Below are 15102 nucleotides of genomic sequence, written 5' to 3'. Positions count from 1 at the left end.
GGAGAAGTTTATGACGCAACTTAATATAGATAAATGCCTAGACTATCAATCAAAGAAGGCGTTGAAACTTGATTTTAATGAACGCTCCGACAGTTTGCCATTATGGTTGTCCGGCATTGATGTGGAGTTGGAGAGTTTATGGAAATATCCCTCTAAAAACAATTTACAGCAAAGGGCTGCAAAAAATTTGGGTATTAATGAGCAGCAGCTTTTACTAACCAATGGAGGCGATGAAGCCATTGAGCTGATGTTTAAGTGGGTAAAGCTTAATAATTATCAAATTATTATACCTTTACCAGCATTCAGTCAATATTGGATAGGCAAAGATAGTTGGCAGCTAGATAGCGTTCTTATAGAGCCAAATGAAGATTTGAGCATTAATTTAGAGCAAGCAATTCAGGCTATAGAAGAAAGCTCAGTATTAATTCTGACCAGTCCAAACAATCCTAGTGGTGAAACTTTTACTTATGAACAAATAAAAGCCGTATGCCAGCAAGCTAAAGAAAAACGGGCGTATGTTTTTATCGATTTTGCATACATAGAGTTCACTGAGCAAGAACAACAATGCATTGATCTATTGAATGAGTTTGAGAATATTTTAATGCTTAGAACTTTATCTAAAGCTTACGGTTTAGCCGGTATACGAGTGGGATACTTAATGGGTCAAGAGTTAATCATCAGTACTTTTAAAGCTTTAGCATTACCTTTTAATATTTCACGACCAAACGAGCAGTTAGCACAATTAGCATTTAGCGATGCAGCAAGATTAGAAGTGAGAAACTACTGCAAACAGATCTCAGAAAACCGTCAACAGCTGGTGAATTACTTGGCTAATTTTGAATTGGTTATTAATGATAGCCAAGCGAACTTTATATTAATTCAAGCCGATCCTAGGCAACTTCAGTTAATTAGTAGTGCTTGTAATCAATTTAATATCCAAATTAAAAGCGATTTAACGGGCCTGTCTACTAAGAAAGAATTTTCTGCAATACGAATTGGCATACCTATTTACATGGACCGATTATTGCTAGCATTGAGATTAGCTTTAGAGCCTGAATTGGTATGTTTCGATATGGATGGAGTCTTGATTGATACTTCCAGCAGCTATGACCAGTGCATCATTAAAGCGGTACAGGAGTTCACTGGTAAAAAGCTTACTAGAGAAGCTGTGCTCAAAGTTAGAGGGCAGGGTGGATTTAATAATGATTGGTTATTGGCTCAAGAGCTAATCCGCTTACAAGGCAAATCAGCTTCCATTGAGCAGGTGACGCAAGTGTTTCAGAGGTTTTATTTAGGTGATACCAGTAATAAAGGTTTATACCTAAAAGAGACAGCCTTTTTATCACAAAAGTTATCAAAGAAAGTTTTTATTTCAAAAGCCAAATCTTTAAATACTGCAGTGGTTACTGGCCGACCTAAATCAGAAGCTGAGCAGGGGTTAAGTCAATTAGAAATCCGAAATACCTTGCTCATCAGTGATGATGATGTGGCGCAATCAAAACCAAACCCTGAAGGTATCCAAAAAGCAAAAAGCTACTATCAAAAAAATTTAGTCTGGATGTTGGGCGATGCGCCAGATGATATGCAGGCGGCTAAATCAGCAGGTGCAATAGCGATAGGCATTGGTGATGATAATCTCTATCAATACGGTGCTGATTTGGTTTTGAATAATGTGAATGAGCTGGAGTATCTATTATGAGTTCAATAATTAATGTTGAAAGAAAAACTAAAGAAACTGATATTCAACTAAGCCTTAATATCAAAGGGAAACAACTGTTGGAAATTGATACAGGGCTTGCGTTTTTTGACCATATGCTAACTCAGCTGGCGATGCATTCAGGTTGGGATTTAAAGTTAATTGCTAGTGGAGATATAGAGGTTGATGACCATCATTTAATTGAGGATGTGGCCATTTGTTTAGGTCAGGCATTTAGTCAAGCATGGCGTGCTGAAAAATCAATCAAGCGTTATGGACAAAGACTTTTACCTATGGATGCAACATTGATAATGGTTGCAGTAGATGTTTGTGGTCGTTCTTATAGCGTTTGTGATTTACCTTTCACTCGAGAGCAAGTTGGAAATATCGCTACGGAAATGTGGAAGCATTTCTTTTATAGCTTTGCGATCAATGCACAAATCAGCTTACACATCAAAGCAGAGTATTTTGACAATAATCATCATTTGATAGAAGCAGCGTTCAAAGCAGTAGCCTTCGCTTTAAAGGAAGCGTTACAAGAGAATCCGCTGGACAATAGCTCTAAGGGGATCTTATGAGTCCTTTGAAAAAGGTTGCGGTGATTGATACCGGCGCAGGTAATTTATTTAGCTTATTTGCTTGTCTTGAAAGGATCGAGGTTGAAGCAGAGTTAGTGACTAGTGCAGAGCAACTAGATGACACTATTTATCAGACGTTACTGATTCCAGGGCAAGGCCGCTTTGGAAACGTGATGGAAAACCTTAATCAATCTGGCTTATCAGAAGCTATCAAGGCTTGGTATCTAAAGGGTAAAAACATTATCGGTATTTGTGTGGGTTTGCAAATTTTCTTTGAATCTTCAGAAGAAGATGAAGGGATTGCTGGGCTTAGTTTACTCAAAGGTCAGGTTTCCAAGCTAAATAGTCCTAAGCAGCCGATGGTTGGATGGTGCTCTTTACAATCATCATCTTCAAGCTTGAATGGTAAATCCGTTTATTTTGTGAATAGTTATGCAGTTAAAAACTCGGTTAATGTCACTTCTAAAGTAAGTTATGGCGAAGATTTTGTGGCTTCTATTGCTAGTAATGGTTTGACAGCATTTCAATTTCATCCAGAAAAATCAGGCAAACAAGGCGAGGAGATTCTAAGACGATGCTTAGGTTAAAGAAAAAGTCAAAGAATAGGTTGAATGACCGATTAAAATCACGAGTTATTGTGTGTTTAGATGTAGCTAACGGTAGGGTAGTTAAAGGCGTAAATTTTAAAGGCTTAACCGATATGGGCGATCCGGTTGAATTAGCATTGAATTATCAAGAGCAAGGTGCGGATGAGATCGTTTTTCTGGATATCAAGGCAACATTAGAGAATCGAAAAAATGCTTTAGATACCGTAACACAGGTGGCTAAAAACTTATCGATACCCTTTACTGTTGGTGGTGGCTTAAATTCATACGAAGATGTGAAAATGTTTTTAGATGCAGGTGCGGATAAAGTTGCACTAAATTCCGCTGCTGTTAATAACCCTGAGTTGATTAATCAAATCAGCAAGGGATTTGGTTCTCAATGCTTAGTAGTTGCGGTTGATGTCAATAAAGTTGGAGAAGAGTATCAGGTCTACATCAATGGCGGTCACTCTAAAACCAATTTGAAAGCTTTTGACTGGTTTAATGAAATAGAGACGAGAGGGGCTGGTGAAATTTTATTAACTGCTATGCACAAGGATGGAACCGGTACGGGTTTTGATAATGAATTAATGGCGCAAGCAACGGCTAATGCATCTATTCAAATTATCGCATCTGGCGGAGCATCCAATGCTCAACATTTTGTAGAGACTTTTAAAGCTGGTAGTGATGCGGCTTTAGCGGCAGGAATGTTCCATAGAGTAGAGATTACTGTGTCGCAAGTGAAAAATGAACTTATGAGAAATAACATTGAGGTAAGGATATGTTGATCCCATCGATAGATTTATTGGATGGCAAAGCCGTTCAACTACAACAGGGTAATCCTGATAAAAAAGTCGTAGAAAAGGATAATGTTTTCGAACTATTGGAAGAGTTCTCCTTATATGGTGAAGTGGCGATTATTGATTTAAATGCGGCTTTAGGTAATGGCGATAACAAAGCACTCATTAAGCAATTGTTAGCAAAACGTCCCTGCCGTGTCGGCGGTGGTATTCGAGACTATGAAACTGCTCGAGAATACTTATCAAGCGGCGCTAGCAAAATCATCATTGGCACTAATTGCCGAGACAGTTTTGTTAAAAAACTTCCTAAGCAACAGTTGATATTTGCGATTGATGCCTTTGATGATTATTGGGCAATTAAAGGCTGGAAAGAAAAGTCTAAACAAAAAGTTTTGGACTTAATTCCTGAATTAGAAAAAAATTGCTCTGAATTTTTATACACCCAAGTTAACAAAGAAGGTTTATTAAAGGGTATTGATAAGCCTAGAGTATCAAAAATAATCGAAAGCTCTAATGTCTCAGTGACTATTGCAGGCGGCATTACAGATTATTCGGATATACAGTTTATTAACTCACTGGGCGCTAATAGCCAGATTGGTATGTCTTTATATACTAATAAAATTACCTTGGCGGAATCTTTAGAAGCATGCTTAGACTTTAATAAAAGTGAGTTGATTCCAACTATTGTTCAAGATTACGAGACTGCTAGTATTTTAATGTTGGCATATTCATCTCGTGAATCTTTAAGGGCAGCTTTAGTAAAAAAGAAGGGTGTTTATTATAGTCGTTCGAGAAAAGAGTTATGGCAAAAAGGTTTAACTAGCGGCAGTTCACAGAATCTAATCAATGTAGATTATGACTGTGACGGCGATACTTTAATATTTAAGGTTAAGCAAACTGGTAATGCTTGCCATTTTGAGCGATACAGCTGCTTTGCCTCACAAGCAGCCAAGTTCAATTTAAATACTCTAGATCAGGTTTTGCAAACCCGTCTTGAGCAACCTGAACAGAAATCCTATACCGTTAAACTTTTTAATGATGCGCAATTGCAAGCTGAAAAATTGAATGAAGAGTGTGCGGAATTAATCGAAGCTCAGTCGCAGGAAGATGTGCGCTGGGAAGCCGCAGATTTGTTATTTTTTGCATTGGTTAATGCTAAGGCTAAAGGCGTATCTGCGCAAAATATTATTGATGAACTAGGAGCCCGTAATGCTGGATAATGGCGTTTATACCACTAACAATTGGCGCAGACCCAACACTAACGAAAGTAATCTAAGGTTGCATGCGGTTCATGAATTAATTAAAGAGATAGAGCTTGGCGGTGATGAATCTATCATTAAGTTCAGTAAGCGCTACGATGGCTTTGTGCCTGAGCATATAGAGTTAATGCCATTCGAATCTTATGGACTTGAAGATAAGTTGGCAGAGGCGATTCAAGCGGCAGCGAAGCGAATTGAAACTTTCTGTAAGTTCCAAAAAGAATCGTTAGCAGATAGAAGTTTTAGTGATGATACTGGTAGCTACGGTTATTGCTATCAAGCAATTAAACGAATTGGCGCTTATATTCCTGGTGGTCGTTTTCCTTTGATATCCACTGCTTTGATGACCTTAATTCCAGCAAAGGTGGCAGGGTGTGAAGAGCGGGTAGCTTGCTCACCATCGGATCACCCGGCAATTTTAGCCGCGGCCTCATTAGCGGGAGCTACTAGTTTTATAAAAATTGGCGGTGTTCAAGCTGTATCGGCTATGGCACTAGGCTTTCAATCAATTTCTCCAGTGCAAATGATCGTAGGACCGGGTAATCAATATGTGAATGCCGCTAAGCAGTATTTTCAGAGTCAATTAGCGATTGATGTGCCGGCGGGCCCGAGTGAATTGCTGATTTTAGCTGGAGAAGAGGCAAATCTTGAGTGGATTGTTAAAGATATGGCAGCGCAAGCCGAACATGATCCGCAAGCGCATAGTGTGTTTGTGACCGATAATCAGGCTTTACTGGGTGAGGTGTATCGCTCGTTAAAAGCTGACGAATATTTATGGAGTTTATTTGTAAGAGACCAAATTTGTTTAGTGTCTGCAAACGATCCTCAAGATATGATTCAATTTTCAGATGAGTTTGCCCCTGAGCACTTATTATTGGCTGATACTCGCATTGAATCGAAACAGCTTACGAGTTACGGCGCCATTTTTATTGGCGATAACAGCGCTGTGGCCTTTGGCGATTATTGCTCAGGCCCCAATCACACTTTACCCACTATGGGCACCGCTAAATACTCAAGCGGTTTAAACGTTGCGAGCTTTTTAAAAGTTCAAACCATACAACAAGTTACGGATAAAGGTCGGCAGATATTAGCGCCCATCGCTGATGCTCTAGCAGAGGCTGAGCAATTAGTTTGGCATAAAAGGAGTATAGAGGTAAGATCTTGCTAATTGAATGATTAGGAAGTTCTATGTTTCGAATTGGTCATGGTTATGATGTGCACAAATTTGGTGGTGATAAGCCGCTGATATTAGGTGGCGTTGAGTTTGTAAACGAGCAAGGTTTACTGGCTCACTCTGATGGCGATGTGGTTTTACATGCAGCTTGCGATGCCTTGTTAGGCGCTATTGCAAAAGGCGATATAGGGCATCACTTTCCAGATACGGATAAAGCCTATGAAAATGCTGATAGTAAAGATTTATTAGCAAAGGTTATGGAGCAAGTGACGGAGCACGGTTATCGCTTAGGTAATTTGGATGTTACGATTGTCGCGCAAACCCCAAAGATGGCCTCTAAAATTGAAGGAATGCGAGGCGTTATATCGGCAATCTGTGACGCTGACTTTGATCAGGTTAATGTGAAAGCAACTACCACTGAAAAGCTTGGTTATATAGGACGCAAGGAAGGGATAGCTGTGCATGCTGTTTGTTTGTTGCTACAAAACTAATGGCTGCCCCAAAGATTTATAATTGGGCTCGAGTCACTGGTGAAGTGGCAGGTGTTGCTCAATTTCGCTGCAAACTAGAGGATTTTCAGGTTACTGAAAACCTAAGGTTTGAACCTTCTGGCGAGGGTGCTCATCATTTATTATTCATTGAGAAAAGAAACGTCAATACGGATATTGTTTGCCAAAAATTAAGGCGCTTTGCCCAGGTGAAACCTTTAGACATTGGTTATGCTGGGAAAAAAGATCGGTTTGCCGTGGCTAAGCAGTGGTTTAGTGTGCAACTTCCAATCTTACAAGAAATCGACTGGGCAAGCTTTAATGATGATGAAGTGACTGTTCTAGAGTCGATTCGTCATGGAAAAAAACTTAGAGTTGGCGCTGTAAAGTCTAATCAATTTGTGATCACTTTAAGAAACTTTGAAGGCGATAAAAAACAACTTGAGCGTAAACTGTCGGAGATAGCACAAACGGGCTTTCCTAACTATTTTGGCGAGCAACGCTTTGGCCACAATGGAGATAATTTAACCCGTGGTTTGGATTTACTGAACAGTAAAAAGCGGTTAAAGAATCGAAATTTACAGGGCATACTTTTTTCATCAGTTCGCTCAGCAATTTTTAACCACCTTTTGTCACAAAGAATTACTACAGGACAGTTTGGCAACTTATTGCAAGGCGATTATGTTCAATTAGATGGCTCTGAGTCAGGCTTTATTGTAGAAGACCTAGAGCAAGAGCTCCCTCGTTATAATGCTAATGATATCCATCCATGCGCTACTTTAGTCGGTAGAGGGCGCGAGATTAATGCTGATGATGCTTATCAATTTGAACAACAATCGCTCAGTGATTATCAAGATGTTATCGATAGTTTAGCAGCTAAAGGTTTGTCAATGGCCAGTCGTGCTATACGAGCATTTCCTCAGAATATGAAGCTTAACTGGGAAAGTTCAAATACATTGGTTCTCAGCTTTGAATTACCAAAAGGTAGTTTTGCTACTAGTTTTTTACGTGAATTGGTGAATTTAAAAATCGAGAAAAATAGTCTTAAATTAAATATTGTGGATAATAAAGTCAAAACAGAAAATGATGTGGATATCATAATCAATGAACATATTACTAAGCAATGATGACGGCTTCTTCGCCCCAGGAATAAATGAGCTTTATGACCATTTATCCAAAATCGCCGAGGTGACAGTAGTTGCGCCTGATCGTAACCGTAGCGGAGCATCGAATTCGTTGACTTTAGATCAGCCAATTAGAGCGCAAAAGACAGAACGTGGTTTTTTTTCTGTTACAGGTACTCCCACGGACTGTGTACATCTTGGTACTCATCATTTGATGCAACAAGCCCCAGACATGGTTGTTGCAGGGATTAACACTGGGGCTAATCTAGGCGATGATGCTTTGTATTCAGGGACTATTGCTGCAGCGATGGAAGGAAGAGCACTGGGTTATACTGCAGTAGCGATTTCATTAAATGGTCATCACTGTAGTCATTATGAAACCGCGGCAAGAGTATCCATTAACATCATTCAAAAGCTCATTGAGAAGCCGCTGGCAAAAAATCGGGTGATAAATATTAATGTACCGGATTTGCCCTACGAAAAAATTAAAGGATTTAAGCTGACACGCTTGGGAAATCGTCATAGGGCTGATACTATAATTCCAGCTAAAGATCCTAAAGGTCGAGATATATACTGGATTGGTCCGCAGCCAGAAGGTCAAGATGTTGGAGAGGGCACAGACTTTCACGCAGTGGAAAATGGTTATGTATCAATTACGCCGATCAATGTGGATTTAACGGCATATAACAGCTTCGATGAAGTTGAAGATTTCTTAAAACAATTTTAATAAGACACGAATATGAATGCATCACAAGTTTCAGGCATTGGCATGACTTCACAAAGAACTAGAAGTCGACTAGTGCAATGGTTGATGGATGAAGGGGTCCAAAACCAAAATGTGCTAAAAATCATGGAAGAAACGCCACGCCATTTATTTATTGATGAAGGTTTATCGCATCGCGCCTATGAAAATACTGCGTTACCGATTGGTGATGGGCAAACCATCTCTCAGCCCTATACTGTAGCTCGAATGACCGAAATCCTGTTGGAGACAGGTTCATGCGATAAAGTGCTTGAGATTGGTACCGGTTGCGGATATCAAACCGCAGTTTTGGCAAAAACGTGTAAAACGGTTTTTTCGGTGGAAAGAATTCGTAACTTACATATCAAAGCTCGTAAAACGCTAGCAAATTTAAATTTACATAATATCCAATTATTGTTTGCGGATGGTTTTAATGGCTGGCAACAAAATGCCCCATTTGACGCAATTATTGTTACTGCCGCACCAGCCCAAATTCCAGAGAAGCTATTACTACAAATGGCGGATGGTGGTCGCATGATCATTCCTGTAGGAACTCAAGAAGCAGAGCAAGAATTGTATTTAGTAGAAAGACAAGGCGATAAATTCCGCAAGACCTTTGTAGAAAAGGTGAAGTTTGTGCCGCTAGTTGGTGGAGTCGCTCGTTGAAACTTTTCACTAGCTTATACGACAAGTGCTTAAAGTGGGCTCGACATAAATATGCAGTTTATATTCTAGGGTTTGTGAGCTTTATTGAGTCGATATTCTTTCCCATTCCGACTGCCATTATGTTTGCGCCTATGGCTCTGGCCAAGCCTAATAATGCGTTAAAGCTTGCATTGATAACCACTATCTTTTCAGTATTAGGTGGGATAGCTGCGTATTTCTTAGGGTTTTATGCTTTCGATTCTCTAGTAACACCTTTAATTGAGCAATTTAGCTGGCAAGACAAAATTGTTAAAGCCGAAGGTTGGTTTGAGACCTATGGTATTTGGATTGTCGTAATAGCAGGTTTTTCACCAATACCCTATAAGATTTTAACTTTAACTGCAGGGGCGATGCAGATGGCCTTTGTTCCATTTGTGATTGCTTCGATTGTCGGTCGCGCCGCTCAGTTTTTCCTTATTGCTGGTTTTGCTAAATGGGGCGGTGAAAGCATGGAGCAAAACTTAAGAAAGTATATGGAAGTTATAGGTTGGTCAGTTTTGATGCTTGCGATTGTAGCCTATGTGGCATATCAACTTTTTAACTAATCTATTGTCGAAAGTTATATGATTAGGCTATTTGTATGAATAAAAAAGAACCTAAACCACTATCACAAATTTTGAAAGAGTCGGCTATTCGGGCTTTGTGGTTGGTGGTTATTGTGTTTATTGTTTATTTGTTGCAAGGCTGTGGCAACAAACGTTTAGCTGCCGTTGAAGAAAGATATACTCATAATTCTAAAGTGCAAGTTAACGATAATGATGACTATTCCGCAGTAAATGAAAACACTAAAGTTTATCAAGTACAGCCAGGCGATACGCTTTATTCGATCGCTTTCCGCTTTGGATTGGATTATCAAACTTTAGCAAAATCTAATGGAATAAGTTCAGCTTATCTTATTAATATAGGACAAAACTTAGATATAGCGTCTGCTCGAAATTATCAAGAGCCAACTGTAAGGCAAGTTGTCACAGTGGTAAAACCTAAAACTAGCTCTCAAGCCGTTCGGAGAACAGTTCAATCAACTAATAAGCAACCTAAACATAAACCCGTAACAGTTTCTCAAAATACTAAACCAAACCCAAAATTGCCTAAAACACCTAAAGTGTCATCAAAGCCAAAAACGCAAACAGAAGCCAAACCATCCAATAGCCAGTCAGCAAAACTGGTTGATTCTAATAACCCGGTAAAATTTTGGATATGGCCGTACATGGGAAAAGTGGAACGCAGTTTCGTTGGAACCGGTAAAAAGGGTATTGATATAGTTGGGAATGTGGGTGACCCAGTAAGGGCATCTGCCGCAGGTAGAGTTGTTTACGCGGGACGCGGCTTAAGAGGCTATGGAAATTTAGTGATCATAAAACACAACAACAGCTTTATTAGTGCTTATGCGCACAACAAAAGTATTGATGTAAAAGAAAATGAAATCATAAAAGCTGGCCAAAAAATTGCCGAACTCGGCAGCTCAGATACCGACTCACCTAGACTACACTTTGAAATACGCTACAAGGGCAAACCAACAGATCCCTTGAAGTATTTGCCAAAACGTTAATGCCTGTTATTAAACGCTCCTAAATTATCTAGCATGAGCAAATTCTCATTTCCAGCCAGCGCTACAAAAAATTACAATTACGGATAAACAATTTGTGTTAAATTAATTGACGATTTTGCTAGCAATTAATTAGTTTATTTATGTCGGGGTAATTCCATGCAGTATTATAAGAAGCCGTTAGTAGCGCTTGCGGTCGCAACCAGTTTGATGTCACTCTCCTTAGTTGCAGATAACAGTCTGAATTTAAAGGATAATTTCTATTATTCTAGCTTTAACAGTAACGTCAATACTGCAGGTGAAATTGGCCAAATTGAGCATTATATAAAGCTGAATTCAGCTAAGATTGCTAAACCTAGATTGACTAATTTGAAGTCAGGTCTAGATTTAAATACCGTTTATGCGGACCATTACCTCGTTAAATTAATGCCGCAAGTGGCAACCAATAACATAGCTAAATCGAAAAAATCGCTTAATTCTGCTCAAATCAAAGTGCAGCACCAGTCGGTTAACGGTCCTATTATTGTTAAGTACCAGCAAAGAGTTGCGGGAAAAGAAGTGATTGGTCGCGAACTTAATATCTTGATGAATGAAAATCATGAATTAATTGCTTCATCTGGCCATTTTGCTAACCCTAGTTTAGTAGCTGTAGCGAAAACTCTTGGAGCTAATATTGATGCTAGTGATGCTTTCCAGTTTGCATTAAAAGATTTGTTTAATGGAAGTGTTTTTGCTGTTGCTGAAGCGACAAAAAAAACTGGAGATTATCAACATTTTGCCATGACTCAAACCAGTGCAGAATTTAGTTTAGATAAGCAAGCTCGCTCTAAAGAAGTTTGGTTTGACTCATTCGGTCAACTTCACCCGGCTTTTTACTTAGAGTTTTTTGGTAAAGATAAAGACAATCAACAGTTTGCTTACTCGTATGTGATCGATGCCAACAATGGTAAAGTTTTAGCTAGGAAGAACCTGGTTGAGTCAGAAAGCTTTACCTATAGAGTATTTACTCCTGATGCCAGTCAAGCACCGTTATTTGAAGGTCCGCAAGGTCATGAATACCCAATCGTTGGAACTAATCCTACTACAGTCAATAATAATAACCCACGAGTTTATCAAGCTGCGGCGCACCAGTTGGTTACGCTTGAGTCAGCTCCATTTTCTCAAAATGATCCTTGGTTAGCAGCTGGCGCGACTACAACGGATGGTAATAATGTTAATGCTTATTTAGATATTTCTGGCGGGCAAGGGTTAGATGGTTCTGACTTTAGAGCGACCATCACTTCGGCTAATACATTCGACTATAGTTATGATGTTAATGATGCTTTAGCAAGCTCCTCAAGAAATGCAGCAATAGTGAACCTTTTCTACATGAATAACTGGTTACACGATTGGATGTATGACTCGGGTTTTGATGAAGCTTCCTTGAATGCTCAAAATGATAACTATGGGCGTGGTGGCTCAGGTAATGACGCAATCAATGCTGAAGGTCAAGATTCATCTGGCCGCAATAACGCTAATATGTCTACACCAGCGGATGGATTCTCACCTCGTATGCAAATGTATTTATATGATGGCGCTGCGACTCAAGGGGTTGATTTCCAGTTAACTTTAACTGGCGTTGCTGGCTTGGCTAATCCAACAACTGGCTTAGCATCTTTTGGCCCACTAGAATATCCTACAACTTCAGGAGAGTTGGTGGCATTTACAGATGCAACAGCACCTGAATTTGATGCTTGTACTGCGCCTACTAATGGTGCGGCTTTATCCGGTAAAATTGCTTTAGTTGATAGGGGGGAGTGTAACTTCACATTAAAAGTTAAAAACTCTCAAGATGCGGGTGCGATAGCTGTTCTTGTGGCGAATAACCAAGGTGGCACAGAAGTTATTAACATGGGTGGTGATGATAACACTGTCACTATTCCTAGCATGATGGTAACCCAAAATGACGGCGCTACTATTCGTACTGCCATGAATAGCGGTACCGTTACAGCCACTTTATTTAGAAATAATACCGATGTCGATGGTACTCTAGATAACGCTATTGTTGCTCATGAGTGGGGCCATTACATTACTAACCGTTTAGTCGGCAATGCCTTTGGTTTATCAAATAACCAAGGTCGAGGTATGGGTGAAGGGTGGGGCGACTTCATGGCGCTTCTGTCTTATGTCGGTGAGAATGATAAGAATGTTGTTGGCAATGACCAATATCAAGCGCTTTACCCGATGTATGGATGGGCTGACGATAACGCCTATTTCGGGATCCGCCGAGTGCCTTATACAACTACCATGTCGCAAAATGCATTAACCTTTAAACACATTGCAAACGGAAATCCGTTGCCAACTTCGCACCCAGTTCAGTTTGGTGCAGATGGTTCTAACAACTCACAAGTCCATAATACAGGTAACTTCTGGGGAACGGTGCTGTGGGAGATTTATGCGTCTTTATTGAATACTTATGATTTCAATATTGCTCAAGATAAGATGAAAGATTACTTGGTTGCATCTTTGAAAATGACGCCAGTCGCACCAACCATTACTGAAGCAAGAGATGCCTTATTATCAGTGGCTTTAGCTTCTAATGCGAATGACTATGATTTGATGTTAACTGCTTTTGCAAAAAGAGGTTTAGGTCTTGGTGCTATTTCTCCAGCTAAAGATTCCACCGATCATGCAGGAGTAGTCGAAAGCTTTGTTGCGCGTCAATCTCGTTATGATTTTAATGGTGCTACTTTAAATAACTCTTTCGATAATGGTACTGTCGGATTCTGTACAGATGACGGCATATTAGATGCGGGTGAAACATCCCAATTGACTGTTACGATTGAAAATACTGGTAGTGAACCCTTAACAAATGTTGCTGTAGAACTGTCATCTGCTGCAGACGTTGCTTTCAGCGATAATGGTCGGGTTGTTATTCCAAACCTGGATCGCTTTACTAGTACTGATGTGACCTTCTTAGTGACTTTAAACTCTGCGCAGACGGCTGAAGATGTTGTATTCGATGTTGCCTTTCCAGAAGCAGCAGCGGGAGACTCTATTGTAGAACCATCGACTGAAAGCTTAACCTATAAAGTTAACTTTGATCTTGGTCCAGATGCCTCTAGGAGCCTTGAGCCGTTCTCAGATTTGAATACCGCTGAAGGTGACTGGAGCCGTGAGTCGGGAAGTCAAACGGTTGGCGATGGTGCTCAAGTTGCGTTAGAAACAGCTATTTTAACTACTGTTGATGGTCGTGCTGACTTAGGTAATGCACTACGCTTTATTGATAATGGCTTCCGCTCTGATATAAGTTTCGTTTCTCCGGCTTTAGAAATTGGTACGGCACCATTTTCTATAGGTTTTGAACATTTCTATGATTTTGAAGATGGAGAATGGGATGGCGGAGTAATTGAAATAAGTATTGATGGAGGCGTTTGGCAAGATGTCACTGCTGCGAGTGGCTCATTGGGTACTGGCTATAATGGGATAATTCAAAATAATCCTGATAGCCCTATTAGTCAAAGAAACGCTTTTGTTAATACTTCAACTAGTTATATTAACGAAACATTAACCTTTGGTACGGCTCATGCAGGCAAAACAGTTCGCTTAAGGTTCCGCCAAGGTACAGATGCTAATACGGGTGGTTTTGGCTGGGTGATTGATAACATTCAGTTTAATGGCGTAACTAACGCATTCTTATCAGGTGTAATTGACAATGTCATTGCTTGTAATAGCGAAGCTCCAGTTGTTAACTTAACGGCTTCTTCTATTAACGCTCGAGAGAACGTCAGTGTTAGTTTGGACGCTAGTAATTCTTCAGATCCGCAGGGTGACAGTTTGTCTTATGCTTGGACTCAAGTCTCTGGAACAAGTGTTTCAATCAGCAACTCTAATCAAGCTTTAGCTTCGGTAACGACGCCTGATATACTAGCGGATGAAGTATTGGTATTTGAAGTTACTGTGTCCGATGGAGCTAACTCTTCATCGGGTCGTGTTACAGTGAATGTGGAAGCAAACGCTGCTCCAATTGCTCGCGTAGCTCAGGCTTCGATTACGGTAACCGAAGGTGCCTCTGTGAATTTAGATGCAGGATCTTCTACTGATCCAAACAGCGATAGCTTAAGCTTCAGTTGGGTGCAAACCTCGGGTCCTACCGTAACCTTATCAAATGCTGATTCTGCCTTAGCAAGCTTTACAGCGCCAGAAGTTGCAGCGACGACTACTTTCGGGTTTGAAGTAACTGTTAATGACGGTGAGTTTGAAAGTAAAGCTACAGTGACTGTTTCTGTGAATAACCCGGCTCCAGCTCCTGGTGGCGGAGGTGGTGGTAACGCAGGGTTATTAACCTTATTAGCATTATCGCTATTAGGTTTAAGACGTCGACGTAACCGATAAAGAGTAAAAGGAGGCATAAGCCTCCTTTTTTA

General features: G+C 40.1%; 13 protein-coding genes. All 13 read left to right on the top strand.

Features of this window, described 5'->3' with window-relative positions:
- The first annotated feature begins 10 nt into the window (after nt 1–10).
- Nucleotides 11–1699, top strand: coding sequence for an aminotransferase class I/II-fold pyridoxal phosphate-dependent enzyme (locus tag GJS41_RS09505; protein ID WP_154247138.1), 1689 nt, complete (start codon nt 11–13; stop codon nt 1697–1699).
- Complete coding sequence (gene hisB / locus GJS41_RS09500; protein WP_154247137.1) at nt 1696–2274, top strand: imidazoleglycerol-phosphate dehydratase HisB; 579 nt, start codon at nt 1696–1698, stop codon at nt 2272–2274. Before GJS41_RS09505 ends, hisB begins: the two co-directional genes overlap by 4 nt.
- Nucleotides 2271–2861: an imidazole glycerol phosphate synthase subunit HisH gene (gene hisH / locus GJS41_RS09495; protein WP_154247136.1), complete on the top strand. Its 591-nt coding sequence runs from the start codon at nt 2271–2273 to the stop codon at nt 2859–2861. The genes hisB and hisH overlap by 4 nt, the downstream gene beginning before the upstream one ends.
- Entirely contained in the window at nt 2849–3646 is a 798-nt protein-coding gene (gene hisF / locus GJS41_RS09490; protein ID WP_154247135.1) for an imidazole glycerol phosphate synthase subunit HisF, read from the top strand. Before hisH ends, hisF begins: the two co-directional genes overlap by 13 nt.
- Complete coding sequence (hisI, locus tag GJS41_RS09485; RefSeq protein ID WP_154247134.1) at nt 3640–4878, top strand: phosphoribosyl-AMP cyclohydrolase; 1239 nt, start codon at nt 3640–3642, stop codon at nt 4876–4878. Before hisF ends, hisI begins: the two co-directional genes overlap by 7 nt.
- Nucleotides 4868–6085, top strand: coding sequence for a histidinol dehydrogenase (hisD, locus tag GJS41_RS09480; protein ID WP_154247133.1), 1218 nt, complete (start codon nt 4868–4870; stop codon nt 6083–6085). Before hisI ends, hisD begins: the two co-directional genes overlap by 11 nt.
- Nucleotides 6086–6105: 20 nt before the next feature.
- Nucleotides 6106–6582 (top strand): 2-C-methyl-D-erythritol 2,4-cyclodiphosphate synthase, encoded by a 477-nt coding sequence (gene ispF / locus GJS41_RS09475; RefSeq protein WP_154247132.1) that lies wholly within the window; start codon nt 6106–6108, stop codon nt 6580–6582.
- The gene (gene truD, locus GJS41_RS09470) at nt 6582–7706 is read left to right on the top strand and encodes a tRNA pseudouridine(13) synthase TruD (protein ID WP_154247131.1); all 1125 of its coding nucleotides are present in this window, start codon (nt 6582–6584) and stop codon (nt 7704–7706) included. Before ispF ends, truD begins: the two co-directional genes overlap by 1 nt.
- A complete protein-coding gene (gene surE / locus GJS41_RS09465) occupies nt 7684–8430 on the top strand; it encodes a 5'/3'-nucleotidase SurE (RefSeq protein ID WP_154247130.1) in 747 nt (248 codons plus the stop codon). The genes truD and surE overlap by 23 nt, the downstream gene beginning before the upstream one ends.
- A gap of 12 nt (nt 8431–8442) precedes the next feature.
- On the top strand, nt 8443–9111 hold the full coding sequence (locus GJS41_RS09460; RefSeq protein WP_154247129.1) for a protein-L-isoaspartate(D-aspartate) O-methyltransferase: 669 nt from the start codon (nt 8443–8445) through the stop codon (nt 9109–9111).
- Nucleotides 9108–9695, top strand: coding sequence for a YqaA family protein (locus GJS41_RS09455; RefSeq protein WP_154247128.1), 588 nt, complete (start codon nt 9108–9110; stop codon nt 9693–9695). The genes GJS41_RS09460 and GJS41_RS09455 overlap by 4 nt, the downstream gene beginning before the upstream one ends.
- Before the next feature lie 35 nt (nt 9696–9730).
- Nucleotides 9731–10699 carry a peptidoglycan DD-metalloendopeptidase family protein gene (locus tag GJS41_RS09450; protein WP_154247127.1) on the top strand — a complete coding sequence of 323 codons (969 nt, stop codon included), beginning with the start codon at nt 9731–9733 and terminating at the stop codon, nt 10697–10699.
- A 156-nt stretch (nt 10700–10855) separates the two neighbouring features.
- On the top strand, nt 10856–15070 hold the full coding sequence (locus GJS41_RS09445) for a M36 family metallopeptidase (RefSeq protein WP_154247126.1): 4215 nt from the start codon (nt 10856–10858) through the stop codon (nt 15068–15070).
- Nucleotides 15071–15102: the final 32 nt, after the last annotated feature.

The organism is Kangiella sp. HZ709, assembly GCF_009674675.1.
Taxonomy (GTDB): Bacteria; Pseudomonadota; Gammaproteobacteria; order Enterobacterales; family Kangiellaceae; genus Kangiella.
Note: the sequence above shows the minus strand (reverse complement) of the source record. Positions and strands in the feature narration are given on the sequence as shown.